The organism is Bradyrhizobium sp. STM 3843 (assembly GCF_000239815.1).
Lineage (GTDB): Bacteria > Pseudomonadota > Alphaproteobacteria > Rhizobiales > Xanthobacteraceae > Bradyrhizobium.
The window spans coordinates 17,575-43,231 of the sequence record NZ_CAFK01000002.1; the positions used below are offsets into that span (position 1 = coordinate 17,575).

General features: G+C 59.1%; 31 protein-coding genes. 29 read left to right on the forward strand and 2 right to left on the reverse strand.

What is annotated here, in order from left to right:
- Positions 1-95: 95 nt before the first annotated feature.
- From BRAS3843_RS00265 to BRAS3843_RS00335, 14 genes are all read left to right on the forward strand, one after another.
- Positions 96-1,568 carry a hypothetical protein gene (locus BRAS3843_RS00265; RefSeq protein WP_008966659.1) on the forward strand — a complete coding sequence of 491 codons (1,473 nt, stop codon included), beginning with the start codon at positions 96-98 and terminating at the stop codon, positions 1,566-1,568.
- Positions 1,565-1,879 (forward strand): hypothetical protein, encoded by a 315-nt coding sequence (locus BRAS3843_RS00270; protein WP_008966660.1) that lies wholly within the window; start codon positions 1,565-1,567, stop codon positions 1,877-1,879. The genes BRAS3843_RS00265 and BRAS3843_RS00270 overlap by 4 nt, the downstream gene beginning before the upstream one ends.
- Positions 1,880-2,112: 233 nt before the next feature.
- Entirely contained in the window at positions 2,113-2,967 is an 855-nt protein-coding gene (locus BRAS3843_RS40400) for a hypothetical protein (RefSeq protein WP_139024679.1), read from the forward strand.
- Complete coding sequence (locus BRAS3843_RS00280; RefSeq protein ID WP_244425078.1) at positions 2,936-3,391, forward strand: hypothetical protein; 456 nt, start codon at positions 2,936-2,938, stop codon at positions 3,389-3,391. Before BRAS3843_RS40400 ends, BRAS3843_RS00280 begins: the two co-directional genes overlap by 32 nt.
- Positions 3,392-3,471: 80 nt before the next feature.
- The gene (locus BRAS3843_RS40405) at positions 3,472-4,230 is read left to right on the forward strand and encodes a lytic transglycosylase domain-containing protein (RefSeq protein WP_008966663.1); all 759 of its coding nucleotides are present in this window, start codon (positions 3,472-3,474) and stop codon (positions 4,228-4,230) included.
- A 494-nt stretch (positions 4,231-4,724) separates the two neighbouring features.
- Positions 4,725-5,639, forward strand: coding sequence for a hypothetical protein (locus BRAS3843_RS00290; protein ID WP_063710285.1), 915 nt, complete (start codon positions 4,725-4,727; stop codon positions 5,637-5,639).
- A 747-nt stretch (positions 5,640-6,386) separates the two neighbouring features.
- Positions 6,387-7,232: a hypothetical protein gene (locus BRAS3843_RS00295; RefSeq protein ID WP_008966666.1), complete on the forward strand. Its 846-nt coding sequence runs from the start codon at positions 6,387-6,389 to the stop codon at positions 7,230-7,232.
- Positions 7,233-7,248: 16 nt separating this feature from the next.
- Positions 7,249-8,019, forward strand: coding sequence for a hypothetical protein (locus tag BRAS3843_RS00300; RefSeq protein WP_008966667.1), 771 nt, complete (start codon positions 7,249-7,251; stop codon positions 8,017-8,019).
- Between the two features lie 12 nt (positions 8,020-8,031).
- The gene (locus BRAS3843_RS00305) at positions 8,032-8,322 is read left to right on the forward strand and encodes a hypothetical protein (RefSeq protein WP_035980432.1); all 291 of its coding nucleotides are present in this window, start codon (positions 8,032-8,034) and stop codon (positions 8,320-8,322) included.
- A gap of 320 nt (positions 8,323-8,642) precedes the next feature.
- Positions 8,643-9,632 (forward strand): hypothetical protein, encoded by a 990-nt coding sequence (locus tag BRAS3843_RS00310; protein WP_244425080.1) that lies wholly within the window; start codon positions 8,643-8,645, stop codon positions 9,630-9,632.
- 1,072 nt (positions 9,633-10,704) lie between these two features.
- Positions 10,705-10,971, forward strand: coding sequence for a hypothetical protein (locus BRAS3843_RS00320; protein ID WP_008966670.1), 267 nt, complete (start codon positions 10,705-10,707; stop codon positions 10,969-10,971).
- Between the two features lie 8 nt (positions 10,972-10,979).
- Positions 10,980-11,462: a hypothetical protein gene (locus BRAS3843_RS00325; RefSeq protein WP_244425079.1), complete on the forward strand. Its 483-nt coding sequence runs from the start codon at positions 10,980-10,982 to the stop codon at positions 11,460-11,462.
- Positions 11,431-11,634 (forward strand): hypothetical protein, encoded by a 204-nt coding sequence (locus BRAS3843_RS00330; RefSeq protein WP_008966672.1) that lies wholly within the window; start codon positions 11,431-11,433, stop codon positions 11,632-11,634. Before BRAS3843_RS00325 ends, BRAS3843_RS00330 begins: the two co-directional genes overlap by 32 nt.
- 139 nt (positions 11,635-11,773) lie before the next feature.
- Complete coding sequence (locus BRAS3843_RS00335) at positions 11,774-12,808, forward strand: tail fiber protein (RefSeq protein ID WP_008966673.1); 1,035 nt, start codon at positions 11,774-11,776, stop codon at positions 12,806-12,808.
- On the opposite strand, the gene BRAS3843_RS00340 is transcribed toward BRAS3843_RS00335, so the two are convergent.
- Entirely contained in the window at positions 12,805-13,527 is a 723-nt protein-coding gene (locus BRAS3843_RS00340) for an FkbM family methyltransferase (RefSeq protein WP_008966674.1), read from the reverse strand. The genes BRAS3843_RS00335 and BRAS3843_RS00340 overlap by 4 nt on opposite strands.
- Positions 13,528-13,808: 281 nt before the next feature.
- On the opposite strand from BRAS3843_RS00340, the gene BRAS3843_RS00345 reads away from it, so the two are divergent.
- The 14 genes from BRAS3843_RS00345 (at position 13,809) to BRAS3843_RS00405 (ending at position 24,316) form a co-directional block, all read left to right on the forward strand.
- Positions 13,809-14,525, forward strand: coding sequence for a hypothetical protein (locus BRAS3843_RS00345; protein ID WP_035980433.1), 717 nt, complete (start codon positions 13,809-13,811; stop codon positions 14,523-14,525).
- The gene (locus BRAS3843_RS41205) at positions 14,522-14,686 is read left to right on the forward strand and encodes a hypothetical protein (protein WP_175361059.1); all 165 of its coding nucleotides are present in this window, start codon (positions 14,522-14,524) and stop codon (positions 14,684-14,686) included. Before BRAS3843_RS00345 ends, BRAS3843_RS41205 begins: the two co-directional genes overlap by 4 nt.
- Before the next feature lie 3 nt (positions 14,687-14,689).
- Complete coding sequence (locus BRAS3843_RS00350) at positions 14,690-14,932, forward strand: hypothetical protein (protein ID WP_008966677.1); 243 nt, start codon at positions 14,690-14,692, stop codon at positions 14,930-14,932.
- 1 nt (position 14,933) lies between these two features.
- The gene (locus BRAS3843_RS00355; protein WP_008966678.1) at positions 14,934-15,317 is read left to right on the forward strand and encodes a hypothetical protein; all 384 of its coding nucleotides are present in this window, start codon (positions 14,934-14,936) and stop codon (positions 15,315-15,317) included.
- The gene (locus tag BRAS3843_RS00360) at positions 15,314-15,613 is read left to right on the forward strand and encodes a hypothetical protein (RefSeq protein ID WP_008966679.1); all 300 of its coding nucleotides are present in this window, start codon (positions 15,314-15,316) and stop codon (positions 15,611-15,613) included. Before BRAS3843_RS00355 ends, BRAS3843_RS00360 begins: the two co-directional genes overlap by 4 nt.
- Positions 15,614-15,647: 34 nt before the next feature.
- Positions 15,648-16,097 (forward strand): GNAT family N-acetyltransferase, encoded by a 450-nt coding sequence (locus BRAS3843_RS00365; RefSeq protein WP_035980445.1) that lies wholly within the window; start codon positions 15,648-15,650, stop codon positions 16,095-16,097.
- 198 nt (positions 16,098-16,295) lie between these two features.
- Entirely contained in the window at positions 16,296-17,552 is a 1,257-nt protein-coding gene (locus BRAS3843_RS00370; protein ID WP_008966681.1) for a CoA transferase, read from the forward strand.
- A gap of 147 nt (positions 17,553-17,699) precedes the next feature.
- The gene (locus tag BRAS3843_RS00375) at positions 17,700-18,920 is read left to right on the forward strand and encodes an acyl-CoA dehydrogenase family protein (RefSeq protein ID WP_008966683.1); all 1,221 of its coding nucleotides are present in this window, start codon (positions 17,700-17,702) and stop codon (positions 18,918-18,920) included.
- 9 nt (positions 18,921-18,929) lie between these two features.
- On the forward strand, positions 18,930-19,499 hold the full coding sequence (locus BRAS3843_RS00380) for a flavin reductase family protein (RefSeq protein ID WP_008966684.1): 570 nt from the start codon (positions 18,930-18,932) through the stop codon (positions 19,497-19,499).
- Between the two features lie 248 nt (positions 19,500-19,747).
- Positions 19,748-20,755 (forward strand): ABC transporter substrate-binding protein, encoded by a 1,008-nt coding sequence (locus tag BRAS3843_RS00385; RefSeq protein ID WP_008966686.1) that lies wholly within the window; start codon positions 19,748-19,750, stop codon positions 20,753-20,755.
- Between the two features lie 47 nt (positions 20,756-20,802).
- Positions 20,803-21,618 carry an ABC transporter permease gene (locus BRAS3843_RS00390; protein ID WP_008966687.1) on the forward strand — a complete coding sequence of 272 codons (816 nt, stop codon included), beginning with the start codon at positions 20,803-20,805 and terminating at the stop codon, positions 21,616-21,618.
- A gap of 4 nt (positions 21,619-21,622) precedes the next feature.
- Positions 21,623-22,408 carry an ABC transporter permease subunit gene (locus tag BRAS3843_RS00395; RefSeq protein WP_008966688.1) on the forward strand — a complete coding sequence of 262 codons (786 nt, stop codon included), beginning with the start codon at positions 21,623-21,625 and terminating at the stop codon, positions 22,406-22,408.
- On the forward strand, positions 22,405-23,469 hold the full coding sequence (locus BRAS3843_RS00400) for an ABC transporter ATP-binding protein (protein ID WP_008966689.1): 1,065 nt from the start codon (positions 22,405-22,407) through the stop codon (positions 23,467-23,469). The genes BRAS3843_RS00395 and BRAS3843_RS00400 overlap by 4 nt, the downstream gene beginning before the upstream one ends.
- Positions 23,470-23,473: 4 nt before the next feature.
- The gene (locus BRAS3843_RS00405; protein WP_008966690.1) at positions 23,474-24,316 is read left to right on the forward strand and encodes a phosphodiesterase; all 843 of its coding nucleotides are present in this window, start codon (positions 23,474-23,476) and stop codon (positions 24,314-24,316) included.
- Positions 24,317-24,388: 72 nt separating this feature from the next.
- Here BRAS3843_RS00405 and BRAS3843_RS00410 read toward each other — a convergent pair whose 3' ends face one another.
- Positions 24,389-25,117 (reverse strand): CBS domain-containing protein, encoded by a 729-nt coding sequence (locus BRAS3843_RS00410; RefSeq protein ID WP_008966691.1) that lies wholly within the window; start codon positions 25,115-25,117, stop codon positions 24,389-24,391.
- A gap of 161 nt (positions 25,118-25,278) precedes the next feature.
- Here BRAS3843_RS00410 and BRAS3843_RS00415 point away from each other — a divergent pair, with 161 nt between their 5' ends.
- Entirely contained in the window at positions 25,279-25,647 is a 369-nt protein-coding gene (locus BRAS3843_RS00415) for a phasin family protein (protein WP_035980436.1), read from the forward strand.
- Positions 25,648-25,657: the final 10 nt, after the last annotated feature.

Genomic DNA, 25,657 nt, shown 5'->3' on the forward strand with positions numbered 1-25,657 from the left:
TCCTGAACATCGCGGGCCCTTGCCATTTTAGGGCGTCGTGGCCGCCAGGCCCCTCGACGCGTCGCCCATCCAGCCCTCAGCAATACGAGAAAACAATGCCGCTTCTTGCTTTCGGCGAATATCGCCCTGACGTCAGCGATTATGAGGGGCAGGCCACGCGGAACGTCCAGAACGTGATCCCGCGCGGCGACGGCTATGGACCGTTCCCATCATTCACGGCCTACACTGCAGCCTTGCCGGCCGCCTGCCGCGGCGCATTCTATGCGTTGAAATCGGACGGGACCGTCGTGACCTTCGCGGGTACGGCAGACAGGCTCTACAAGCTCAACAACACTGACTTCACCTGGACAGACGTCTCCAAGGGCGCCGCTGCCTATGCGCAATTGTCGTCCTCGGCGCAGTGGCAGTTCGCTCAGACAGGCAATCTGGTCTTTGCCACGCAGGCGAACGCGCTGCTGCAGGTGTTCGATCTAACTGCATCGACGGCGTTCGACAATGCGTTGGGCTCGCCGCCACAGGCGGCCTACATCAGCGTCGTCGGCCGCTTCCTGGTGCTATCTGGGCTGCTATCGACGCCATACCGCATCCAATGGTCGGGCCTGAACAATTTCAACTCCGCGACCTCGTGGGATGGATTGACCGCAGGCTCCGATCATCAGGATTTCCCTGATGGCGGCATCGTTCGCGGCGTCGCTGGCGGCGAGGCTGGGATCATCTTCCAGGACCAGGCGATCCGGCGCATGTCCTACGTGCCGGGCTCGCCGATCATCTTCCAGATCGATCGCATCACCCAGGACAAGGGCCTTTACGCGCCATATTCGATCATTCGCGCCGGCGAACGCATCTTCTTCTATGCCGGGCAAGGCTTCCACAAGATCGAGCCTGGCGGCGTACCGGAGCAGATCGGGCGCGAGAAGGTCGACCGCACGTTCCTGGGTGATATCGATAAGGGCAATCTGCAGCTCTTCATCGGCGCAGCCGACCCGCGCTCGACGCGGGTGTATTGGGCCTACAAATCCGTTTCCGGCGCGATCGGCACATACGACAAGCTTCTCGGCTACGATTTTCTACTCGACCGGTTTTTCCCGGTGCAGGCGAGCGGCGAATATCTGCTGGGCATGTCGCAGACCGGCCTGACCCTGGAAAATCTCGACAGCATTTCTCCCTCGATCGACGCCATGACCCTGAGCCTCGATGCCTACGCGACCGCTGTGCAGCCGGAGATCGCACAGTTTTCGCCGGTTCATGTGCTGGGCTTCTTTCGCGGGGCGAACCTCGAGGCGACGATCGAAAGCGCAGAGCAGGGGACGGACGAGAACCGGATCACGATCCGCGGCTTCCGTCCAGTCACGGACGCCACCACGCTGTACGGATCAGTCTCGTTCCGCGACACGCCCTCGGTAGCCGCATCCGCCGGCGCCGAAGTGCTGGTGAACGCCAGGACCGGGCGCTGCGACGTCAGGCGCGATACGCGCTATTCGCGGTTCAAGGTGCGAATCCCGGCGGCGGTGTCCTGGAGCTTCTGCGCCGGCGTTATCCCTGATCTGACCACAAGTGGCACGCTATGACGGCCTTTGTTCCGGGGATCACCGAGACCGACCTGAAGAAGATCGTGCTGGCCCTGCAGCAGCTCGCCGCCGGACGCTCGAACGCAGTCGGAAGCATCACGCTCGCAACCGGCGCATCGAGCACCGTCGTCAACGACAAAAACTGCGCCGCAGGCTCGACGCCGATCCTGACGCCGACGACAGCGGCCGCGGCGACCGAGCTCGGCAACGGCACGATCTACGTGAGTGCGGTGGCGAATGGCACGTTCACGATCAGCCACGCCAACAGCGCGACCGCAGGGCGGACGTTTCTGTATGCGCTGCTCGGGTGAGGCTATTCATTTTTTTTGAACGAAGTTTCGAGCGATAATGCTGACGATGCCATTCAATAATCTGAGATTGGCGATCAACTAGCGGAGCCATGCTAGCTGGCAGCGCGGCATCTCGTGTTGCCTCGGCCAAAAGCATTTCACCACATCCTCGGTTTAGCTCGTGGGCGGATCGGCCGCCGCGCGGAAGACTATTTGCATTCCTGCAATTGTTATTCATAGAAAGAGTTTTATCGATGCCGAACGTATATTCTCGTGCGCTTTATACTTCTCCTGTACCGAGCTCAGGCGATCAAGCTGCTGGAGACTTATCAGGACTCCTGCAGCAAGTGATGCTTCAAAACGGGAACCGCAACGGCGGAGTGCTCGACGAAACAACTTCGTTTCAACAGCCGACCGATGGCCTCACGCAGCAGCTCTTCAATTGGCCGCTCGATCCGCAAAGTACGGAAAGTCCTAGCAACGCGCTGGGCGAAGAAGCCGGTGATCCATCGCGCGATCCGTATTTCCGCCAATTGATCAGTAGACCTCTCGGCATTCCCCGTACAGCTGCAGACATTTTGCCCACTGAACCGTTCGCTTATCCGAGCCAGACGGCCTTCAACGCCCCACGACCTCAGCAGAACGGAAGTGACGCGAAGCGGCCAACCGGACTGGAAACGTCTGAGGCGGCCGATATCATACCTGCCGGCGGATTTTCTGTTCCTAGCCCCGGCCGCGGCCTTGGAGCGCCATGGGGCGCGGTCTGGCCGCATCCGCGGGACCAAGATGTCGCAGAACTATGGAAGGCTCTGAAGAAGGCGTTCGAATTTTACACGTTTATTAGGCGAGGAGCCGGCGGTGGTGGTGGAGGAGGCAGGAAAAAGGAGGAAGACGAGGAGAGTTACTGTGAAGAAAGGGCGCGCCGAGAAATCAACAGATGTTATCGGCGTGTTCCAGATGCCACTCATCGCGACTGGCTAGACGCTTGCATAACGCGCGCGAGAACGAGGGAGATTCAGTGTACTCAAAATCGAGGCATGCCGAAACCCGGCGAACCTCCCGAGTGGGGAGATGGCGATGAGGAGATTTGGCGCAATTTCGATCGGTAATGGAGCGCCCAACAAACTTGCTTGCGTTAGCCCCGATCATGTTGATCATTTTTGGCCTTGGGCCGCGTCTCGCTTGCAGCGTGCGATCTTGCGTACTGGGCTATCCGCCTTTGCTGATATCGAGAGCGACGTTTTGTGTGGGCGTTCGTTGCTCTGGCTTGCGCTTGGCGGGGACAGCAACGCGGTTGCGATCGACGCAGTCGCAATAACAAGCCTCCAGCTGACAGATGCTGGCAAGGTCTGCGTGATCACCGCCTGCGAAGGCAGGGGCATGGGGCGGTGGCTGCCGCTGATTGCGGGCATCGAGGCGTATGCCAAGGCCGAAGGCTGCAAGCGCATGCGCATTTTCGGACGCAAGGGCTGGCTGCGTGTGCTGCAAGGCTATCGGCAACGACATGTCATCATGGACAAGGAGATAGAATAGTGGGCTGGAGAGACTAAGAATTCGATCCGCAGACCTATGGGCCCCAAGGTGCGGGCGGGCTGCTCGGCGGCTTTCAAAGGATGTTGCAGCCGAACTCGGTCGTGCCGGATGCTGGTGCCAATCCGAGCGTTCCCCCGAACTTCAGTCCCGAAACGCCCTTCAGCCCGCAGCAGGATTTGATCGGCAGGCTGCAGGGGCAACAGGAACAGCAAAGCACGCTGACGAAGCCTGCTCCGAATCATTTCGCCTTGTCGGGATTGGCTAGTCAGATCGTGGGCGCCGAAAGTAGTGGCAACGCAAACGCAAAGAATCCAAACTCATCGGCGAGCGGCCTTGGCCAATTCATAGATGGCACATGGCTTGCTATGCTGCGCCGGTATCACCCCGAGATCAATGGCACGCCTCAGGAGTTGCTTGCGCTGCGGGCGAATCCCGAGCTCTCGCGAGAGATGACGGAAGCCTATGCGCGTGAAAATGCGACTATGCTCACGCGTGCTGGGCTTCCTGTCACTCCAGGAAATCTGTACCTGGCGCACTTTGCCGGGCCTGGAGGCGCGCGTGCCGTCCTAAAGGCAGATCCCGCAACGCCGGTCGAGACGCTGTTAAGGCCGGATGCGATCAAAGCAAATCCCTTCTTGGTGGGAATGACGGCAGACGGCCTTCGAAATTGGGCGGAGAAGCGGGTCGGGAGATCGACACGGCAAGCAAAAATGCCTGTCGAGATGTTTTCTCAACCCTTGCCTCCGGTGTATCCTCTGAACGTCGCGTCTCAGGAGGCCCTTCCTTCCCAGCCTCCCAGTCCAGATCGTTATCTTCGGTCGCGACGCGTCTATCCATGACGCCTGAATTCCCATTGGCGCATGGGGAAATCCCCGGCGCGAACGCCGGCGCACGGGTACGCTGGCTGTTAGTATCTCAGGTCACATCCCGCCTATCCGCCCGGATAAAACGATTGAGCACCGGTCGGCAGATTGCATCTCACTTGACAAATGTTCATGGTATGTTCTAGCAAGTGCACACGCTCGGTAATAGGAGCGACAGGGATGTCATGCCGGCGTCTACGTTCGATCAACCGACGGGAGCAGTTGTGTCCTGTTTTCGCGGCTCAAGGCTACTGAGCTCGTGATGTGGACCTGGAGTCCGCGATGCTATGCCAGTTCGATTAAGACCAATATCGTCTATGACGCCTATCTAAAAACCAGCGCGAGGTCGACTCGTTAGCGAGGCACTTGCGCCCTTTTTTAACCCCGTCACCTACGATCCATAGCTCTGACCTGATCTGTTTTATCTATATCGCTGGCAGGATCGCTGTCAGTGCATGAAGAGATGGACGATGGCCAATTCGGAAGATCGTCGAAAACGATTACGCACCCACTGCTGCCACGACTCTGCGGGGCAGTCGCATTCGGCTCGTAATGCAGCTCGTCGGTATCTGCCTTCATTGTTCGGAGTTGGTCTGATCGCTCTCGTTGCGGCTGTCTCTACACGGGCGGCTCGCGCCGATGACGCTGAGACGTTTGACTTCGGCCCTTATCGGGCCGCGGCTGAATACTGCCGCAGCGATGTCGCGCGGCCGCTGGCGCTGTCGTTGGATCAACGGATTCTTTGTTTTGACGGCTCTCTCCCCGCCGATCAGAGCTTGGCTCTCGTCAAGAGACTGAAATCAGGAGGCCTGTTCGTCGCTCACAGCATGGGCGGTGACCATGCGCTCATGATGAAGGTCGCTGATCATTTGCGGGATATCAATGCGACGGTGGTAATCTATGGCTATTGCTTGTTCAGCTGCGCCGACTACTTGGTTATTGCGTCTTCCAAGACGGTGATTTTGAGAGATGCGTTGGTAGCTTGGCGTCCGTTCGCCGACAAAGGTGAATGCGTGGGGTTTGCTCCTGCACGTGATGAGGGGCCGTTTCGCCTCGAGGGCGGGGCCTGCGGCAAGAGCGAAGAGATGTTCAGTCAAGACTTCGCCCCGATCGATCGGCTCAGAAGGAAATTCCTAAGGACGCGACGGGCCAGTTCCACGTTCGACATGCCTCCCGAGAGCACAAAAGTCAGGAAATTGCTACGTAAGATCGATTTGGAAAGAGCGTTCAAGATCGGTTTCGTGATGTGGATGTGGCATCCCCGCTACCAGCCCAGTTCCGTGAAGACAAAAATTATCTACGAAGCCTATCCGGAAAGCCAGGAGGATGTCGACGCCCTGGTCGAGCGGCTTCGCCTGGCGGGCTGGATCATCTACGATCCCTAAAGCGCGGAATGCGGAAGATCGAGCGGTCCGTAAGACTGGCACACTGTGTCTTGATTGTATGTCTTGATTGTCGTGGCGCGCCGATTGTGCGCGCTAATTTTTTTCTTGGAGATGAGCTGATGGTTGGAAATCCGACGATGAGAAATACCGATGTCCCAAACCTTGCGACGGTTGGTGTTGTCCCTGCTCTAAAGGATCTTCCGTCTTGGGTTGAACCGAATTTTCGCCCGCTTACCAAAGAGAACGAGCCGTCTGGCCGCAGCCGGCGGCCCGCGGTTCCGCCACCGGTGCCTGGGTCGCCGTTCTCACCGGGTCATCCCGGGATGCCCTTTTCGCCCGACATGCCGCAATATCCACTGCCACCTTACTTTCCAAAGCCCGGCCCCGGAAACAACGGTCCGGCTTTCCCTCCAATTCCTGCGCCGAAGCGCGATCCGGGTCCTGGTGGCCAGCTCGATGAGTGGCTGCTCGCCTATTTGCTCCAGCAGATTCGGAAGGAGCAGGGGGACGCGCACACGCCAATCTCGCACCGACCTGAACTACGTGCCGGTCAGACTGTAAGCGGCTCACTTCCCGGTCAGCTTGGTATTCCCGATTCAGACCAGGCGATAGGCCTACGCGGAATAGCCAGCGGCGAGCCGATGCAATTGTTGCAGGTTCAGCCACCGATCTTCTTTCCATTTAGCTGAATTTCCGCGCTTCACGGCCGTGCGCAGTTCCGTAGAACCCTTGTAAGGAGCTTTGCCAATGGGCGGGCAATCAACCAGTACGACCACTCAGCAGTCGCAGACAGCGCCGTGGCAGCCGGCGCAGCCGCTGCTTCAGGGCATCCTGTCGCAACTCAATAACGGCCTGAACAACACTGGCTTAACCAGTTCAGAGAGCAGTGCGCTCGATACGCTGAAGAGCAATGCGGCCCAGGGCAATCCGTATGCCGGGCAGATCGGCTCTTACGCGCAGTCGCTACTCAATGGCGGCGGTGCCACGGCACAGGCGCCAAATGTGCAGGCGAACCTATCGTCGCTGCAGGGTTCCCTGACGCCTTACGCCAATGGCAGCATGATCGGCAACAACCCGGCGCTGGCCGCGCAGCTCGCGCAAATTCAGACCGACGTCGGCAACTCCGTCAATGGCCAGTTTGCCGCGGCGGGTCGCGACTTCAGCGGCGCCAATCAGATGGCCTACGGTCGCGGCGTCGCGGCAGCGGAAGCGCCGGTGATAGCCGCGCAATACAATCAGGATGTCACTAATCAGCTCGCGGCTGCCAATTCGCTGTACAATGCAGGCAATACCACCGCCAATACGCTGGCCGGCATGCAGCAGCAATATCTTGCCAATCAGGGACAGGGCGTGACGGCAGCGCAGTCCGCCCTCGACGCCCAGAATTACGGCGCCAACGCCACGCTCGCCGAGGAAGCGCAGCGCCGCGGCATTCCACTGCAGACGCTGCAACTGCTCGCTCAAATCGGAACGCCGATCGCGGGGCTGGGTCAGCAGAGCAACAGCACGGGCACAACGGTACAGGAGAAGTCCGGCATCGATCAATTCGCTACGCTTGCAGGCGGGATCGGCAGCCTGCTCAGGGGCAAATAGTCGACGGAGTTTCTGAATGGGACTTCTTGATGGCTATGACGATCCCGACCAGTTCGATGCAAGTGGAGGCCTCTTGGGCCGCCTGCTTTCGGTGCAGCGCCAGCAAGGTTTGCTGCCGTCGAACTTCATCTTTCCAACTTCACCGGGACCGGTACCCGCTCCGGCCCCGCTTCGCCAACGGTGGCCAGACGCTCCAACCCTCCCGCTGCCTTCGCAGGAAGCCGCTGTCACGCCCAAAGCTGACCCCCGGGATGCTCAGGGTCAATTGGCCTCGAACGACTTGGCCGCGAGTGGAGTCAAAAACGGTCTCAGGACGGCATTGGACGATTTTTATCAGCAGTCCATCCGTCAAGCCGGTCGGGACATTGCCGGTTACGCGCATGATGCAGTCAATGATCCGATGGGATTCTTGCACGCAATCGGTCCCACGCTCGGTGCGGCCGGCCCCGCGGCTAGTGAGTTACCTGCAACCATAAGAGGTATCGTAGGCGCGATCACTGCGGCGCGCGGTGCACGGTCCGAGAACCTAGGAGACCTGACCTCAGGCGAGATTCGGCAGATCCAATCAGTGGTCAACAAGGCCGGACGCCCGCTCGAAGTGATCGGCTCCGCGGCTCGCGGCCAGCGGAAGCCGACGAGCGACATCGACTATTTGGTGCCCCACACAAGTCTGCCTTACTATAAGGGGTTGGAGCGCGAGTTGCCCGGACTGGACCCCGAGCACGGCATCGTTCCTGGGGTCGGGAATCCCGAAATCGGTCCGTTCATTCGCTTTGAACCGAAGTAGAAGGAAGGTCTCATGAGCAATCTTCGGCGGTTTTGGTTTCAGTTCGAGCGGCTGCCGGTGCCAACGCCGCTCAATCTTGGTTGCGGCGTGACCGCTTACAGCCGAAATGATGCTATTTCGCTTCTTCACGAGAGGGTGTTCGGAGCCGATGATCTGCCGCCGCTCATCAATGTAATTGACGACGTCAGCATCTCCCAGCTCGAGCACAAGCATGTCCGGCCCAATCTGGGAAACCATCTGGAACGAGGTATCTGGTTTCCCCAGGGGTATGACGCTCCGATCGACAAATTGAATTCACGATAGCCATAGACGGAAGAGACGGGGCGATCGCAGGTTCGATCCTGGTCGACCAGCTCCACCACCGAACATCAGCCGAAATAATTTCGCTAGAGATGCCCATGACCCATGACATTGACCCCGCATTGACCGGCGCGGCCTTCGAGCTCGCAAGCGCAGGATATACGCCGATGCGGGACCCCGAAGAGAAGCCGGACCGGGAGAGCATTGGCGGCGACGTCGCCTCGCTCCGGAACGCCGCAGATCGGCTTGGTGAACGCGACAGTCCGGTCACAGTGAGGGAATATGTCGATGCGCATGGCAAGCCCGCGGCCGCGAATGAAGCGGTGACATTGGAGCGCGCGGCGCGCGACCATGCGCGGGGCAGGGCGGCGGACAGGCGCGCGACCGAAGCACAGCAGGCGGAAGATACTGCGCGGCGTATCGATACGCTGCGTCACGGCGTTCAAGCCAACGATGCAGCGGCCGCGGACTTCTACGGCTTCAAGCATCCGGACCGCCGGGATGTCGATGGAGCGGCGGCGGCAGAGCGAGCCGATGAAGGTGGCTCGCATGACGGGCCGTCGCTTGATGGCAACTCGTCCGCCGAGCTTGCACCCGAACTCGAAAAGGCCCTGCAGCATCCGCTCGTGCTGCAGGCGATCGAGGAGAAGATGGCCGAAGCCGATAACGCACGGCAGAGCTATCGGGAGGGCCTTGCGTCCGCGCTACAGCTGGCCCAGGCGAGCTTTCTTGGTCAGTTTCCCGAATTCTCCGGCATGGCGCCTGACCATATGCCGGCGGCGCTTGAGAAGATGTCCCGCGAAGACCCGGCCAGGTTCGCGCGCGTTCAGGCTGCCGTCACCGCATCCGACCAGTTGCGCGCACAACATGCCCACGAGCAGCAGCAACGGGCCGAGCTCGAGCGGAAGAATTTCGAGAGGTTTGCTCAGGGAGAAGACGCGCTGCTGGAAGCCATGCTGAAGGACGAGCCGAAAGCGGTGCAAAAGGCCGTGGCCACGGAGATCATGGCAGCCGCTAAAGAGAGCGGCATCGAGCCCGCCGAGCTCAACCGGCTGTTTCACACCGAACCGTTGATGCGCACTGCCACGTTCCAGCGGATGATGTACGACGCGGCCAAGTATCGGCTGATCATGAAGGCCAAGGATACGGCGGCGGCACGGCCGATACCCCCAGTCCTGCGCCCTGGTGTTGCAGGCGCATCGACAGAGCGTGGGCGGGCCGACATTCGGACGCTGAATGCGCGCCTGTCGTCGTCGGGAGATCTCAAGGACGCCGTCGCGCTTTATCAGGCGCGCAGAGCGAATCAGTCGTGATGTGCGCGGAGAGAGAAGCTTAAGTCATAGGCAGCAGCGTTCGGCCGTTGACATTGTTCTCTTTTTGTTCTGTGGGATCGATAGTCATCATCAGTCCTAAGTTGGGGCTTGTTTCGCCGGTGAACTCATGAATTTCAGCGTGAGCGAATGGCTGGCGTTTGCCATCACAGATATGCTGATTAAGGTGGCTTTGGTCATCTTTGTCGTGCTGCTTGTCTCATTATACCTTGCGCCGATCATCCCCTTCGTAAGCGTTGGAGTGGGATTCTCGATGCTCAATTTGATCTGTCTGTTCTTGGTGGAAACCGCAGTGCTCTCGCTGGAGTTTGTGAATTGGCGGCCTCGAGCTGTCCTGAAGGCTGCTCTCACAATCGCAATCGCAAACATCCTTTTCGTTGCGTGCGGAGCTACCTCTTTCACGCTCACGGGCCAATCCAGCCACGTGAGCCGCACGATAGCTGACAACGTCTGGTTCACTGCGTGTTTGGCGAGCACAAACGTTGTCCCCTTGCTTCTGGTTTTGACCTTTCGCCATGCGGTCAGGCTCGCGAGAAGGTTCGTGTGTCGGTGTGCTCCGGCGAGATGAACCGAACCTGACGGACTCATGGTCAGGCGATGCGCTCGAGCGCAGATATTGCGGACATTCCCGGCTTTGCTCGTGTGCACCGCGGGCGGCGCGTAATTGCGCGTCGGGGTCGCGCGATCGCATATTGCAGATCTGATACGCCGCAGTCCGCTGCATCACGATTTCTGCGGGCGGTGCGCCGAGCCAAATATGCGGGGCGCTGAATTGGTAGATCGTGGCCTTCATGCGGCGGGCGAGATTCGGTCTAAATAATAATTCCTCGGTGGCTGCCAGCAATTCGGCGCGTTCGGTCTCTTAGACCAGTTTTTTAGCGGAGGCCAACGAGCTTGCCGGAACGGTCCTATGCCGTTGCAGGGATGAGCAAAGAACCGTCCGCTCAACTTCAGAAGCCGGATTTCCTGCCAACAGAGCTCCGACCAGAGTTCAAAACACCGCCGCCGATCTTCTTCTCTCCTCGTTGATTTCACTAGCTTTCGGAGATTTTTAATGCCTGACGAACGCCGCAACTTCATCGAGCGCTCAGACTCGATCACAGGAAACCTCTATGGACAGCCGATGTCCCTTCAGCGGATCGCGGACAATTTCGCGCTTTACGGTCTGCAGAAACGCGTGGCGGCACTCGAGAGCTTAGATGCGGAACTGCGCGAGGGTGTCGAGACAAATCCTGGCGATTTGCGGCGCCACGCGCGAATGCTCGAGCTTCGGCGTCAGATGGGGAGTGCCCACGTGGCGCTTCGCAATGCTGGCCGATGATCAATCCCGTGCTGGAGGCGCTGGCGCGGGCGCGTCAGCAAAGTGCGCCTTTGTTCGCTCGCTGGTGCGCACGCGAGGGGGCGATGTTTTGTCCGGCCACGCCCGCCGCCGTCGCCCGCTTCGTGCGGGACCGCGCAGGGCTTGGCATGGCCCAGCTTTGGGGAGCGCTGCAGGACATCTCCAGGCTGCACACCTCCAAGGGGCTCGCTGATCCGACGTTGAGCGAGCCGGTTACGTTTGCAGTCAATGCGGTGAGCGGGATCGTGCCGCCGCGCTCCTGGCCGGCCGCTCGCAAGGAGCGCTTCAAGACGTTGCCATATGACGTTCAGGCTTTCGTCGCGAGCCATGAGGCGGCGCGCGAGCGAGCTTTACGGCGTGCGCAGAACGAGGCAGCCGCAGCCAGAAGGGAATTGGCAGCGATGCAATGCAAATGCACAGAGGAAGAAAGCAGCGGATCCCATGAAGTCAACTCGCAACAGTCCCTCGCTTGAGGAGCGGATCAAGGCCATTCGCGCCGAAATCGCGACCGTTATCGACGCGCGCGTCGAGACGGTCGCGCGTGATAGCCCCGGCGTGCCGAAGGGCGTGATCCGCAACCTGCTCACGGCGCGCGCGCCATCCTGCGCGTGTGCGCAATATCTCGAGCTCAGCGGGGAGCAATGAAGAGAGGATACTTGGGCAGACTAGAGGCGAGCGGTTCTTGCTTGCATCTGCGCTGAAAGTGCCCTGACGCAAAATCGATGAAGGCGATACAGCCGGTGGCGATCTCAGGTGGGATCGCCGCTTTTGTTTGAGGAAACACATGACACTCTACAGATGGTCGCAGACGGCTTCCGCGGATGCCACCGCCGATCCAACGATCAATTGGTCTGAAGGGCAGGCTCCGTCCAGTATCAACGATTCTGCCCGGGCAATGATGGCGGCGATGGCAAAATATCGCGACGACATCGCTGGCGCGATCGTGACCACGGGCTCGAGCACAGCCTATGCTCTTGCGAGCTATCAGCAGTTCGACACGCTCGCGCATCTCAACGGTCAGATCATCGCGTTCACTCCTCACGTGACCAACGGTGCGACAGTGACCTTGAACGTCGATTCGCTCGGCGCCAAGCCGCTGCGGAGTGGGCCCAACACCGAGCTGTTGGCCGGAACATTGATCCAGGGGACTCCGTACATCGTCGTCTACAACAACTCTGATGGAGCGTTCTACCTTCACGGCTTTTATGGGAACCTCTATAACATTCCCATTGGAGCAAGCATCGAATATTGGGCTGGAACGGCACCGAACAGTTCGTTTGCCTTCCCCTACGGGCAAGCGATTAATCGAACGACGTATGCTGCGCTCTTTGCATTGATTGGGACCAATTATGGCCCAGGCGACGGAACAACAACTTTCAACTTGCCTGATTTGCGTGGGCGTGTCATCGCGTGTGTTGATAATATGGGCGGGACAAGCGCTAATCGTCTTGCGAGCGGCGGCCTGGCTGCTGTCAGGCATACACTAGGCGGAGCGGGAGGTGAGGATACACACATGCTCACAGCCAGCGAAATGCCGACCCACTATCACAGTGCATCGATCTACGACCCAGGGCATTTGCATAGCACGAGCCATAGCGGATTAAATATCGCCTATCAGGGTGCAAGTGCGATCGGTATTACAGGAAGCTCTGCCCTGCAGATTAGTACGAGCACAGCTTTTAGTGTTCAAGGCGCCGGCACAGGTGTCCGTGTCAACAGCTCGAATGGACTCGATACCACCTACAGTGCGGGCGGAGGAACTGCGCACAACGTTGTGCAGCCAACGATCTTGTGCGCTCGGATCATGCGCATCATCTAAGCTGCTCTGAAAATAAAGTTGTTACAATATCCTTTCTTCTTCCAGAACCATTCGCCTTCCGCTTTTTGATGGACGTCGGGATCGAAGTGTGACAGGGGGAGTACCTTTTTTCCGCAAACGAAACTCCCGGAGTATCCGAGGTCAAGTAGAAACGAGAAGGTATCTTTCATCCGATCGATCGAGACAAGGTGCCGGTCGCACTCAACAACAATAAGAGGCATGCATCGGCGGAGGGTGCGCGTCGCACCGAGTAAGACGTTCAATTCAGCGCCTTCAACATCAATCTTTATTGCAGAGACGTTTTCGTTTTCCGACAAGTAATCGTCTAAGGAGACGGTTTGAATCTTGATCGCCTTGGAATGCTCGATCGGCTTGAGAAGGGATGCTGCAGGTTGGTGCCCATCAGGGATAAAGAAGTCTTGGAGGCCCGACGATGAATATGCTGCGGACCGTTCCACCACTACATTCTTAAGGGAAAAGATGCCGCAAAGTCGTGACAGTGTTTCGGCCAAATCAGGTTGTGGTTCAAATGCTATGACCCGGCCTGGCCTCGACCATCGTGCAAGCCAATACAGAAAACTCCCTTTGTTTGCACCAATGTCGCACACAACATCGCCGCGCCGAATATGGCGGCGCAGCTCGGCGAGCTCTGTTCTGTGGTCTCGATATCGGGAGCGCAATATGCGCACCACAAATCGAGAAGCTTCACGATTATTCATCCCTGCCCTTACTACACATTTCTAACCAAAAAACCTCCCACACAATCTCTTCACGAGCAAGCCCCTAAAGACATTTGCCAGATCTTACGCAGGAAGCTTGGATCATGGAGAGAGTGCGGATAGCTGACCTCAGTCGGCTTATCAAGCTTGCCGTCAAGTCGTAACGGCTGCAACCCTCACTAAAATGTTTCCATGACCGTCATTCCGACTGGAACAACTCGCGCACGCTAGAGCCGCATTGAGCGGGGTCTTTACGAATAAAAGTCTTCGCGGGGGAGGGAATGAGAGATCTCAAACAGCTCGCAGCTGCTAACGCGGACCGATGGGCATCCGCTACGGCTACAAGAGATAGCCATTCCGAAGCACTACGCCTGGTTTCTGCGAAAACCCGTTATGAGGCTATCGAGCATGCCACTGGCGTCCCTTGGTTCATCGTCGCGGTTATCCACGAGCGGGAGTGCTCGCAGAATTGGGCCTGTTCTCTCGCTCAGGGCGATACCTGGAACAAGGTCTCGGTCCATGTTCCGGCCGGCCGGGGGCCTTTTCAGTCCTGGGAAGACGCCGCGGTGGACGCCCTGGTCAACTGCGCCCCGCACGCGGCGCATTGGAAGGACTGGTCGGCCGGTGGCGCTCTGACCCTGCTCGAGCAGTATAACGGCCTCGGCTATGCCCGCCGGGGCGTGCCGTCCCCGTACGTGTGGGCAGGCACGAATCAATATCAATCCGGGAAATACGTTCGCGACGGCGTTTACGATCCGGCCGTGGTGGACCGGCAGCTAGGTTGTGCGGGCCTGTTGATGGCCATGATGGCGCTTGATCGGAGTATCGCCTTTTCGTCGTCTGCACCTGCACCTGCACCTGCACCTGCTCGGCCCGGCTCCGTTGCGGACCCGCCGCCCAGACCGCTCCAACCATCCATCACGAACCCGGCAGAAGGCTCCATCGGAGCCTTTTTTATTGCCCTTATCAAATCCGTCTTCGGAAGGAAAACGACATGATTGAATTTGGCTGTGCATTTTCTCTTGGTGTCGCTGCCGGCGGCGCACTGGTGTGGACCTGCAAGACCCGACTGCAGGCCATCGTAGTCGGAGCCGGCACATTGGTGACCAAGCTTTCCAACGCGGCGAATGCCATTGCCTCGCTTATCCGGAAGGCTTGATCCATGTGGTCTCGAGTCAAAGCAGCCTGCCTGCATTCGCTGACCATCGCATGGGGTTACGTACTCGCCCTGATCGGCACCCTGATGTCCTTGATCGACACCATCGGCGACACGCTCGGTGACCCCATGCTCAAGGACGAAATCAGTTCCGCAATCGGCGATGCGAGGGCGACCGGCCGCATTCTCCTCGTGATCTCGATCATCACCATCATGGCGCGAGCGCGATCGCTGAGAAAGGGCGGCTGACATGTGGATGACGATCTTAAGCTTTTTCGGCGGCCCGGTCATCAAGGGCCTTATCGACGCCTATCAAGCGAAGCTCAAGGCGGGCAACACCGATGCCAAGATCGCAGCTGATCTTGCGGCCTCCGAGATCGCGGCGCAAGTCTCCGAGACCAGCGCCGTCCTGCAATATCGCGCGGCCGAACTCGGTCATTGGTACGAGCCGGACAAGCTGATCGGTTACTGCGTCGCGGTCTATTTCGCAAAGCTCCTGGTGTGGGACAAGGTCCTCGGACTTGGGACCACAGATCCTCTCGCGGGCTTCGCGTCGATGACTGCGAACCTCGTCATCTCGTTCTATTTCGCCAAGCGCGGCTTCGAGAACGTTGCGAGGATCATCAAGCGATGAGCGTCGTCCAGGAAGACATCAAGGCGATCGTGGCCGAGACGTTGGCCGAGCAGCACAGGCTACAGCGCGAAGAGATCGACGCGGTCGTCCTGCGGGCGATCGTGACGATTTTGACCTCGTTCGGAATCGAGGAGGAGGACCGCAAGGAGCTTCGAGCCGATTTCCAACACCTCCGGCGATGGCGCAAGAGCGTCGAGCAGGCGCAGAGCTACACGTTCAAGGCGGTCATCACCGTCATTGCGACGGGGTTGGTCGGTGCGGTGTGGCTCGGCATCAAGGTGATGCTCGGGAAGTGAAGATGCAATGCGTGGCAAGATGCAGGGAGTTCCGATGTACCAGATCCGGGAAGTGGATAGTTGTGATGACGACATCGCTGACACTCTCGTGGACCTTCATCGCCAAACCTTTCTCGACAGGGCGCCTCTCCCGGACTTCGATGCCGGACATTGGTGGATTGCATGTGAGCATAGCGCCCCTTTGGCTTTTGCCGGTCTGATTCCTTCAACGATTGGAGCGCACACCGGCTATCTTTGCCGAGTGGGCGTGATCCGGGAACATCACGGGCGCGGTCTCCAATCGCGGTTGATGCGAGCCGCCGAGTGGCGTGCGCGGCGGAACGGGTGGTCATGCGTCGTGTCCGATACGACGGACAACATTTTCTCGGCGAATAACTTCATCCGCGGCGGCTACCGCCTGTTTCAACCACCTTCGCCGTGGGGATGGGCAAATACGCTTTATTGGCGCAAGCTGATCGAGCCAGCGATTTGTTCGGACCAATAGGAACGCTGCATCGCAATGTACGGCGGTGCGGCAGAGTTGAAAGCCCGGCGGCTGCAGGCCGCCGGGCTTTTTTTATGTCTCAGGGTAGGCTAACCACTGGATGCGTCTGCAGCGTTGGTTGCTGGACAGAGTTTCGCAACCGCGGACGAAAGATCTCGCAGAGGATCGATAACACGTTTGTGGGAAGGAGCCGCGAAGATGGCGAAAGTGCCGTTGCCGGAACGACCGCCCCGCCGAGCGGCCATGCCGAATGTGCTGGACGGGCTGCTGGTGATCGATTTTACGCGGGTCGTGGCGGGACCCGCCTGTACGCAGACCTTGGCCGATTTTGGCGCCGATGTCATCAAGGTGGAGCATCCGGATGGAGGCGACGACACGCGAGCCTATGAGCACGCGGAAATCGCGGGAGAGAGCGCAGCGTTCCTCAGCCTCAATCGCAACAAGCGTGGAATTGTGCTGGATCTCGCGGTGGCTGAGGCGCGGGAGGTTGCACGTGACTTGATCGCCAGAGCGGACGTGGTCGTCGAAAACTTCTCGACCGGGGTTATGGACAAGTTCGGACTGGACTACGCCACCGTGTCCGCAGGCAATCCACGTCTCATCTATTGCTCGATTTCGGCTTATGGCCGCTCAGGACCATTCGCATCGCGACCAGGCTTCGATCCGATTACCCAGGCCGAGAGCGGCTTTATGTCGCTCAATGGATTTGCCGATGGGCCGCCGGTGCGGACGGGGCCGCCTGTGATCGATCTCGCCACCGGCATGTCTGCCTGCAATGCCATTCTGATGGCGCTGCTTGCCCGCGAACGGCTCGGGCGAGGTCAGCACGTGGAGGTGGCTTTGTTCGACGTTGCGACGAACATGACGAGTTTCTACGGCATGGCCTATCTGCTGAGCGGCAGCAATCCGGGGCGCTTCGGCAACTCGCCAAACGGGTCGCCAACCGTTGGCGTGTATAAAGCCGCCGATGGTCCGCTCTATATTGCTTGTGCCAACGATCGGCTCTATCGCCGGCTTGTCAGCGATGTGCTCGGCCGGCCCGATCTTGTATCGGATCCGCGATTTGCCACCCGCAAGTCGCGCTCGCAGAACAAGGAGAGTCTGCGCGCCATCATGGCGGAGATTTTCGCGACCGATCCTCTTGAAAGGTGGATAACGAAGCTGAAGGACGCTCACATTCCCGCGGGATATCTCCGTACCGTCGCGGAGGCATTTGACGCGCCGGAGGTCCTTAGCCGCGGTCGGGTGTGCCGGATTCCGCACCCGACAGCGGGGTGGGTTCCGAATATCGAAACGCCGATCAGCATGGGCATGACCCCATCTGTTGAGCCGATCGCGGCGCCCACCCTGGGTCAGCATACGACCGAGGTGCTGCAAACAACCTTGGGATATCATCAATGCCAAGTTGCAGCTCTGCGAGAATTAGGAGCCTTCGGGCAAACTGGGAAAGCATAGCGGGGCCGGTTGAGGCGCCAGCAAGAAGCGTCACGCAATTGACTGCCGCTGTTCCGATTGCCAACCGGATGGCAACGTATCACAATGAGGCATCGCAACGGCCTCGCCTGAAACGAAATAACGGACGCTCCGCGGAGGATGCCTGGGATGACGACCAGCCAGCAGCCGGGTTCGCATCTGCCCGCCCCACGACCGGGGGCGTTTGAACCGATCGAAGCGCAGGCGAAGGCGCTGTTGCCGCTGCTTCGTGAACGCGCGGAGCAAACCGAAGAACTGCGCCGCGTTCCCCCAGAGACTGAGCAGGATCTGCAGGATGTCGGCTTATTTCGGATTTTGCAGCCGAAACGCGTAGGCGGGCTTGAGTTCGACTACGTCGCGCTGGTCGATTGCGCCGAGCTGCTCGCGCGCGCCGATGCGTCGGTTGCTTGGAATGTCGCCAACCTGGCGAGCCATCACTGGATGTTGGCGATGTTCGACCCTCGGGCGCAGGACCGGATTTGGGGAGATAACGCCGAGACTTTGATTGCATCTTCCTTTATCTTCCCTGCGGGCCGAGCTCGAAAAGTGCGCGGTGGCTACGAATTGCGCGGCAGTTGGCCGTTGTCGTCCGGCGTCGCCTCATGTCAGTGGAACATGTTGGCCAGCGTGGTTGCTTCCGACGATGAAGCCGATGGCGTCGAGTACCGGATTTTCCTGTTGCCACGGAGAGACTACAACATTCTCGACACCTGGAATGCTGCCGGTCTGCGAGGGACCGGCTCCAACGACGTCGAGGTGCGTGATGCCTTTGTCGCTGACGAGATGACCGTGGGTGTGAACGACTTGACAGGGGGAATGACACCGGGCAGTCGCGTCAATCCCAATCCGCTTTATGCATTGCCGGTCTTCTCTCTATTTCCTTTCGCTCTCTCCGGGGTTGCTCTGGGTAACGCGCAAGCGTGCCTCGAGGATTATATCGACGGAGCTCAGCACCGCGCCTCGACCTACAACCGGGCAAAGCTCAGCGATCTGCAAAGCACGCAGCTCAAGATCGCCGAAGCGTCGGTCAAGATCGATACGGCCCGTATGATCATGCGATCGTGCTGCGTGCAGGCCATGGAGGATGCGCAGCGTGGCATCGTTCCGGATATGACGACGAAGACACGCTATCGGCGTGACGGAGCCTACTCCGTCAATCTGTGCACGGAGGCTGTTTCTCTGCTGTTTGCGGCAAGCGGTGCACGAGGCTTGTTTACGAGCGGAGTCTTGCAACGGCAATTTCGCGATGCGCACGCAATTAGCTCGCACATTGCGTTTAATTTCGACGCGGCAGGTACCAGCTACGGTCGGGTGGTGCTTGGTCTGCCCTCCGACAACCTGACGCTCTGAGGCATCAGGATGAATGATACGTCGAAGCCTCCGGCGACTCCGGACCCGGCTAAAGAACTCGCCAGCGACAGTTCGCCGATTGACCCGCGGGATTTTCGCAACGCGCTCGGGACCTATGCGACGGGTGTAACGATCATCACCGCCGCCGATTCGAACGGCCGGCCATATGGACTGACATGCAACTCGTTTGCCTCGGTGTCGCTTAACCCTCCATTGGTGCTCTGGAGCCTGCTTCTTTATTCCTCCAGCTTGAACGTGTTTCAGAGCGCGACTCATTTTGCGGTCAACGTTCTGGGATCATCCCAACAGGCGCTGGCGAACAAGTTCGCGAAATCTTCAGAAGACAAATTCGCCGGAGTCGAATGGGACCCCGGACTCGGACGGGCACCTGTCCTAAGAGAGAGCGTGGCGAATTTTCAGTGCCGATCCGTCGGTCGGTACTATGGCGGCGACCATGTGATCTTTCTCGGCGCGGTGGAAGCCTATTCTTACAACACGATCGAGCCGCTCGTTTTCCTGCGCGGTGGTTTCGGCCAATTCCAGACCGCGGACGAGCGCAACTCTAAGGATGAAATCTGATAGCTATGGCCGCCGAGGTCGCAGGTTTCGTTCGTCATAAGTCATGAGTCGCGCACCCTGCGGTAGCCGCAACGTGCGCCATATGGTCATCGGTTGTGTCGCAAATCCTTCATATGCGGCCTTTAGGGGAAACCCAACGCGAGCGGAGCGGATTTGACGTTTGGTATTCTGCTGACCGAAACGCCGGGATGCGAACGTCAAATCCGAAGCACCACGGGCTGAGATGCCGGAGCCACGGAGTCCTTGTCATGAATGCCATCCGATTCGTTGTGATACTGTTTGCGCTTGTCGTCATGGCTCCATGGCAGTCGGCCGAAGCCGCAGACGTCATCTGTTACAACTGCCCTCCGGAATGGGCGGATTGGGCTTCCATGCTCAAAGCAATCAAGGCCGATCTCGGCTATGATATTCCGCACGACAACAAGAACTCAGGCCAGGCGCTGGCTCAGATCCTTGCAGAGAAGAGCAATCCGGTCGGTGATATCGGCTATTTCGGCGTCACGTTCGGCATGAAAGCGAAGGCGCAGGATGCACTCGAGCCGTATAGGCCGGCGCATTGGGACCAGGTCCCGGCAGGCCTGAAGGATCCGGACGGCTACTGGACGACCATCCACTCCGGCACGCTCGGCCTATTCGTGAATAAGGATGCGCTTGGCGGCAAGCCGGTGCCGGCGTGCTGGAAGGATCTGCTCAAGCCAGACTACAAGGGAATGGTCGGTTATCTCGATCCGAGCTCCGCTGCCGTTGGATATGTCGGCGCCGTCGCGGTCAATCTCGCGCTTGGCGGGTCGGCCACCAACTTTGACCCGGCGATCAGCTATTTTAAGGAGCTGCGCAAGAACGATCCGATCGTGCCCAAGCAGACCTCCTATGCCCGCGTGGTCTCCGGCGAGATGCCGATCCTGTTCGACTACGATTTCAACGCCTATCGCGCCAAGTATTCGGAGAAGGGGAATTTCGAGTTCGTGATTCCTTGCGAAGGGTCGGTCGTATTTCCTTACGTGGTTGGTCTCGTGAAGAATGCACCCGATAAGGAAAAAGCGAAGAAGGTGCTGGACTATCTCTTGTCTGACAAGGGGCAGGCGATCTGGACCAATGCCTATCTGCGCCCGGCGCGGCCGATCGATTTGCCTGATGCTGTGAAGAGCAAGTTCTTGCCGGACAGCGATTATGCGCGGGCCAAGAGTGTCGATTGGGGCGAGATGGAAAACGTGCAAAAGGGCTTCGTCGATCGCTATCTTGCCGAGGTCAGATAGCGTAATCTGCGGCCCCTGCTTGAGCTGAGTTGGGGCACTATCCTCTCATGTCGCATCGATCTTTTGTCTGGCTCTGCCTGCTGCCGTTGAGCATTTCGACGGCAGCTTTCTTTCTGCTGCCTATGGCGAAACTTCTCATCACCGGATCCGAAGGCCCGAAAGGGTTTTCGGAATACCTGTCCATCGTGGTCGAGCCCCGCTATCGGATGACGCTCATCAACACCGTCGTGCTCGCTGCCGCGACGACGGTGACGACTTTGGTCGTCGCGACCATCACCGGAATGTTTCTGCAGCGGCACCGATTTCCCGGGCGCTCCTTGCTGATCGCGATCCTAACCTTTCCCCTCGCGTTTCCCGGTGTTGTGGTTGGCTTTATGATCATTCTGCTCGCGGGGCGCCAAGGCCTGATAGGGGAGGTGACAAGTCGCCTCAGCGGCGACAAGCTCGTTTTCGCCTATTCGATCCATGGCTTATTCTTGGGTTATCTTTATTTTTCGATTCCGCGGGTCATTCTGACCATCATGGCGGCTGCGCAGAAGCTCGATCCCGGCCTTGAGGAGGCGGCCCGTTCGCTGGGGGCGGGGCCTTGGGCCGTGCAGCGTGATGTCGTGCTGCCGGCGTTGATGCCGGCTTTCGTCGCCGCTGGCGCGATAGCCTTTGCGACCGCTATGGGCGCGTTTGGCACGGCGTTCACACTCGCGACCAACATCGACGTTCTACCGATGCTGATCTATACCGAGTTTACCTTAGCTGGAAATCTCGCCACTTCCGCTGCGCTGTCAATCGGGCTTGGCGTGATTACCTGGATGATCCTGGCGCTGGCCCGCTCGTTCAGCGGCAATGCCGTGGCCGCCGCGGGATGATGCCATGCGGGATCGAATGATCTTTGCCGCTCAGTTGCTCTTTACCATGTTGGTTGCGGCGTTCCTCGTCGTACCGGCAGGTCTCTCGATGACCGCCGGTATCACCGTGAACTATTTTCGAGGCATTCAATCGGGATTGACGCTGCAATGGGTCGTCCAGGTCTGGGAGCTCTACGCGAGTACCATCCTGCTATCGTTCGTTATCGCTTTCGGAACGCTGGCAGTGACGCTGCTTGCTGGCGTTCCCGCGGCCTATGCCCTGTACATTCGCGGCGGTCGGCTTTCGCGTGGCGTCGAAGAAATCATCACGCTTCCGGTGGCGATTCCCGGTCTGGCGCTCGCGCTCGGGTTGCTGCTGACCTATGGCGGCTTCGGCGATTTTCGGCGTTCCTGGTTGTTCATTCTCGTCGGGCACGTCATCTTTACAATGCCGTTCATGGTGCGGTCGGTGATGGCGGTGTTTGCAAATGTTGACGTCAAGACGCTCGACGAGGGCGCGGCTTCGCTCGGCGCATCGCCGTGGCGCCGCTTCCGCGACGTCATCGTCCCTAATGCATCGCCGGGCATTTTGGCCGGCAGCCTCATGGTGGTGACGCTGTCTCTTGGCGAATTCAATCTGACCTGGATGCTCCATACGCCTTTGACCAAAACTTTGCCGATCGGCCTCGCCGACAGCTACGCTTCCATGCGGCTCGAAGTGGCTTCAGCCTACACGCTGATTTTCTTCATCATGATCATTCCGCTCCTGGTCGCCATGCAGTGGTTCGGCGGAAGAGGAGGCGTGCGGTGAAAACAGGCCTTGAACACGGCGTGTCGCTGCGGGTTGAAGGCTGCGCGAAGACTTATGCCGATGGCACGCGCGCGCTCGAGCCGACCACGCTCGACGTTGCGAGCGGCGAAACGCTCGTGCTGCTGGGGCCTTCGGGATGCGGCAAGACGACCTTGTTGCGCATTATCGCCGGATTGGAGACCCCCGATTCCGGCGGCCGGGTGCTGTTCGATGGCAAAGATCTGACGAGCTCGCCGATCGAGCGGCGGAATGTCGGCATGGTGTTTCAATCCTATGCGCTCTTTCCAAACATGACGGTGGCCGAGAATATCGCCTACGGCTTGAAGATCCGTGGTGTCGCGAAACCTGAACGTGCCGCCCGCGTTGCCGAGCTGGTGCAGCTGACCAATATCTCGGGTCTCGAAGACCGTCGCATCGATCAGTTGTCGGGTGGTCAGCGTCAGCGCGTCGCCTTGGCGCGTGCGGTCGCGATCCGGCCCAGCGTTCTGCTGCTTGACGAGCCCCTGACTGCGCTCGATGCCGCGTTGCGCGAACGGCTGCGGAGCGAGCTCAATCGGCTGTTGCGGACGCTTGGCATCACTGCGATCTATGTCACGCATGATCAAGCTGAGGCCATGGAGCTCGGCGACAAGGTGGTGGTCATGCGCAAGGGCGCCATTGCCCAGGTCGGTTCGCCTCGCGACATCTATTTCAAGCCGGCCGATCGGTTCGTTGCCGAGTTCATCGGAGCAGCAAACATCATCGAAGCTCCGATTGAAGATGGGCGGTTGATGCTGGCAGGCGGCCGGCAACCGGTCAACGGTTCCGAAGATCTGACGACCGCCGTTGCGATGGTGCGTCCGGAAACGATTCGAATTGTACGCTCCGACGGCGCAGCCTTAAACGGTGTGGTCGAGAGCGTGCGCTTCTCAGGAGATCGGCAGCGGATCGTCGTCCGTGACGTGTCGGACAAGCCTCTCGTGGTCGATACGGCCAACACGATTGAGGTTGCGGTCGGAGAGCGGATCGGGCTTGCCATTGCGCCTGAGGCGATACGCTTTCTGCCCCCGGACCGGCGGTGATCAGATGTCAAGACGCCCGATCCTGATTGCTCAAATCTCCGATCTTCATATCAAGGCTCCGGGCCGGCTGGCCTATCGGCGTGTCGATACGGCAGCAGCTCTCGAGCGCTGCATCGAGGCGCTCAATCACTTCGAACCGACGCTTGATCTCGTGGTCATTTCAGGGGACCTCGTGGATACCCCGACCGAGCAGGAGTACGAGCATCTCGCCCGATTGCTGTCTCGGTTGAAGATCCCGTTCGTTGCCATTCCGGGCAACCACGATTCGCGCGAGCTCATGCGCGCAGCATTTCCGGATCGTTCCTATGCAAATTCTGCCGGTCCATTGAACCAGCGAGTGGTCGTGGAAGGCTTGGAGATCATTCTGCTCGATTCGAGCGTACCCGGTCATCCACAAGGCGAACTAGACGGTTCCACCTGCGATTGGCTGGAAGCTACACTTTCCACGTCGACCGAGCGTCCTGCTCTGGTTTTTCTCCACCATCCGCCGTTTGCGACCGGCATCTGGCATATGGATCGGCAGAACCTGCGCAATGCATCCGATCTGGCGCTGATCGTCAGACGTCACCCGCGCCTGCAATTGATTGGATGCGGTCACGTCCATCGGGCGACGCTGGCGATGTTCGCTGGCGTTCCCTGCACGATTTGTCCGGCACCGAACCATGCGGTCGATCTCGACGTGGCGGAACTGCGCGCGCCGTCATTCAAGATCGAGCCACCAGCGTTTCATCTCCATACTTGGCTTCCGGGGGACGGCTTCGGAGCCATCGTGACCCATCAGGTTCCAATCGGAGATTTCGACGGACCCCATCCGTTCTTTGGGCCGAACGGCAAGTTGATCGACTGAGTTCAGCCTCCGCCGGTAGCCCGTTGGCAATGAACAGGCGCCCCTGCGCGGGGGCGCCCTGCATCGGCCGGTCTAGCTGGCTTTCGCCATGTCTTCATCTTCCGGCGAATTCAGGTACATGCCGGACATGGTATCAACCCAACAGAGATGGTCGTGAACCTTTTGTACGCCGTCGACGTTTTCGGCGGCCACCACAGCTGCCTGCCGTGACCGCTCCTCGGTGATGACGCCGCTCAGGTGGACGATGCCGTCCTTGACGATCACGCTGAGGCCAAAGGGACACCAGTCGTTCTTCTCCAGGACATCAATGATGCGGTTGCGGATGTGATCGTCATCAGCGGTCGGGTCCGGCACCTGGCGAGCCAATGAGGCCACCGCCTGAAGCAGATTGGCGCGGGAGACGATACCGACCACCTGATCTCCCCGGGTCACCGGCAGCCGCTTGACGTGATTCCTTTCCATGATGTCGACGATTTCCGCCAAAGCGGTATCTTCGGTGATCGTCAACGGCGCCTTGGTCATGACCTCCGATACCTTGCGGCCATGCTCCTGGACGAAGTCCGCAGCGGATTTGCCCGGGCCGAGAATAAATCGAAGCCAGCGGCCACGCTTGCGCTCCGTACCGATTTCGCTCCGGCGGATGAAGTCGCCCTCGGATACGACGCCGACGAGCTTGCCCGCGCTGTCGACCACAGGCAAGCCACTGACATGCCGCGTCAGCATGATGTTTGCAGCTTCGACGATCGGGGTCTCAGGGGTGACGGTGATGACGGGACGGGTCATGATCTGATGGGCGCGCATGGCAAACTCCGGCGTTAAAAGTCTCGCAAAAGCTAGCGTTCCGGCCGCGAGGCCATTTGATGCAGGTCAATCGCCGCCGCAAATGAGCTTGATGCAGCTCAATGTTTCTCGTGGCCGATACCATATGGATCGGATCCTGATCAGGGAGGTGGAGGTCTGTGATGCCTGAACTTTCCAAGGCCCGTGCCGTTGGGGATGACCCGCTGACTGTTGACATTTCAAAACGCATCGCAAGTTCCAACAAACAAATGCTGGACTTGGTGTGCGGTGCTCAACGAATCGCACTGGAAGAGGCTGTTTTCATGGGCAATGAACTCCTGGATCGGGCTCGTACCGAGACTCATTTGTTCATGGAGTTTGTTTCAAAGGTCGCCGGTGTGCACTCTGTGCATGGCGGGCAGACAATGTTGCAAGAGTGCGGTCAACATCAGATCGAATTCTTGAGGCGCGATTGCGAGCGGCTGTTCAAACACGGTCAGCGGATGATTGATGCGAGCCTCAAGCTGACCGGACGAGCAGGACAGAGTTGATCCGTCCACG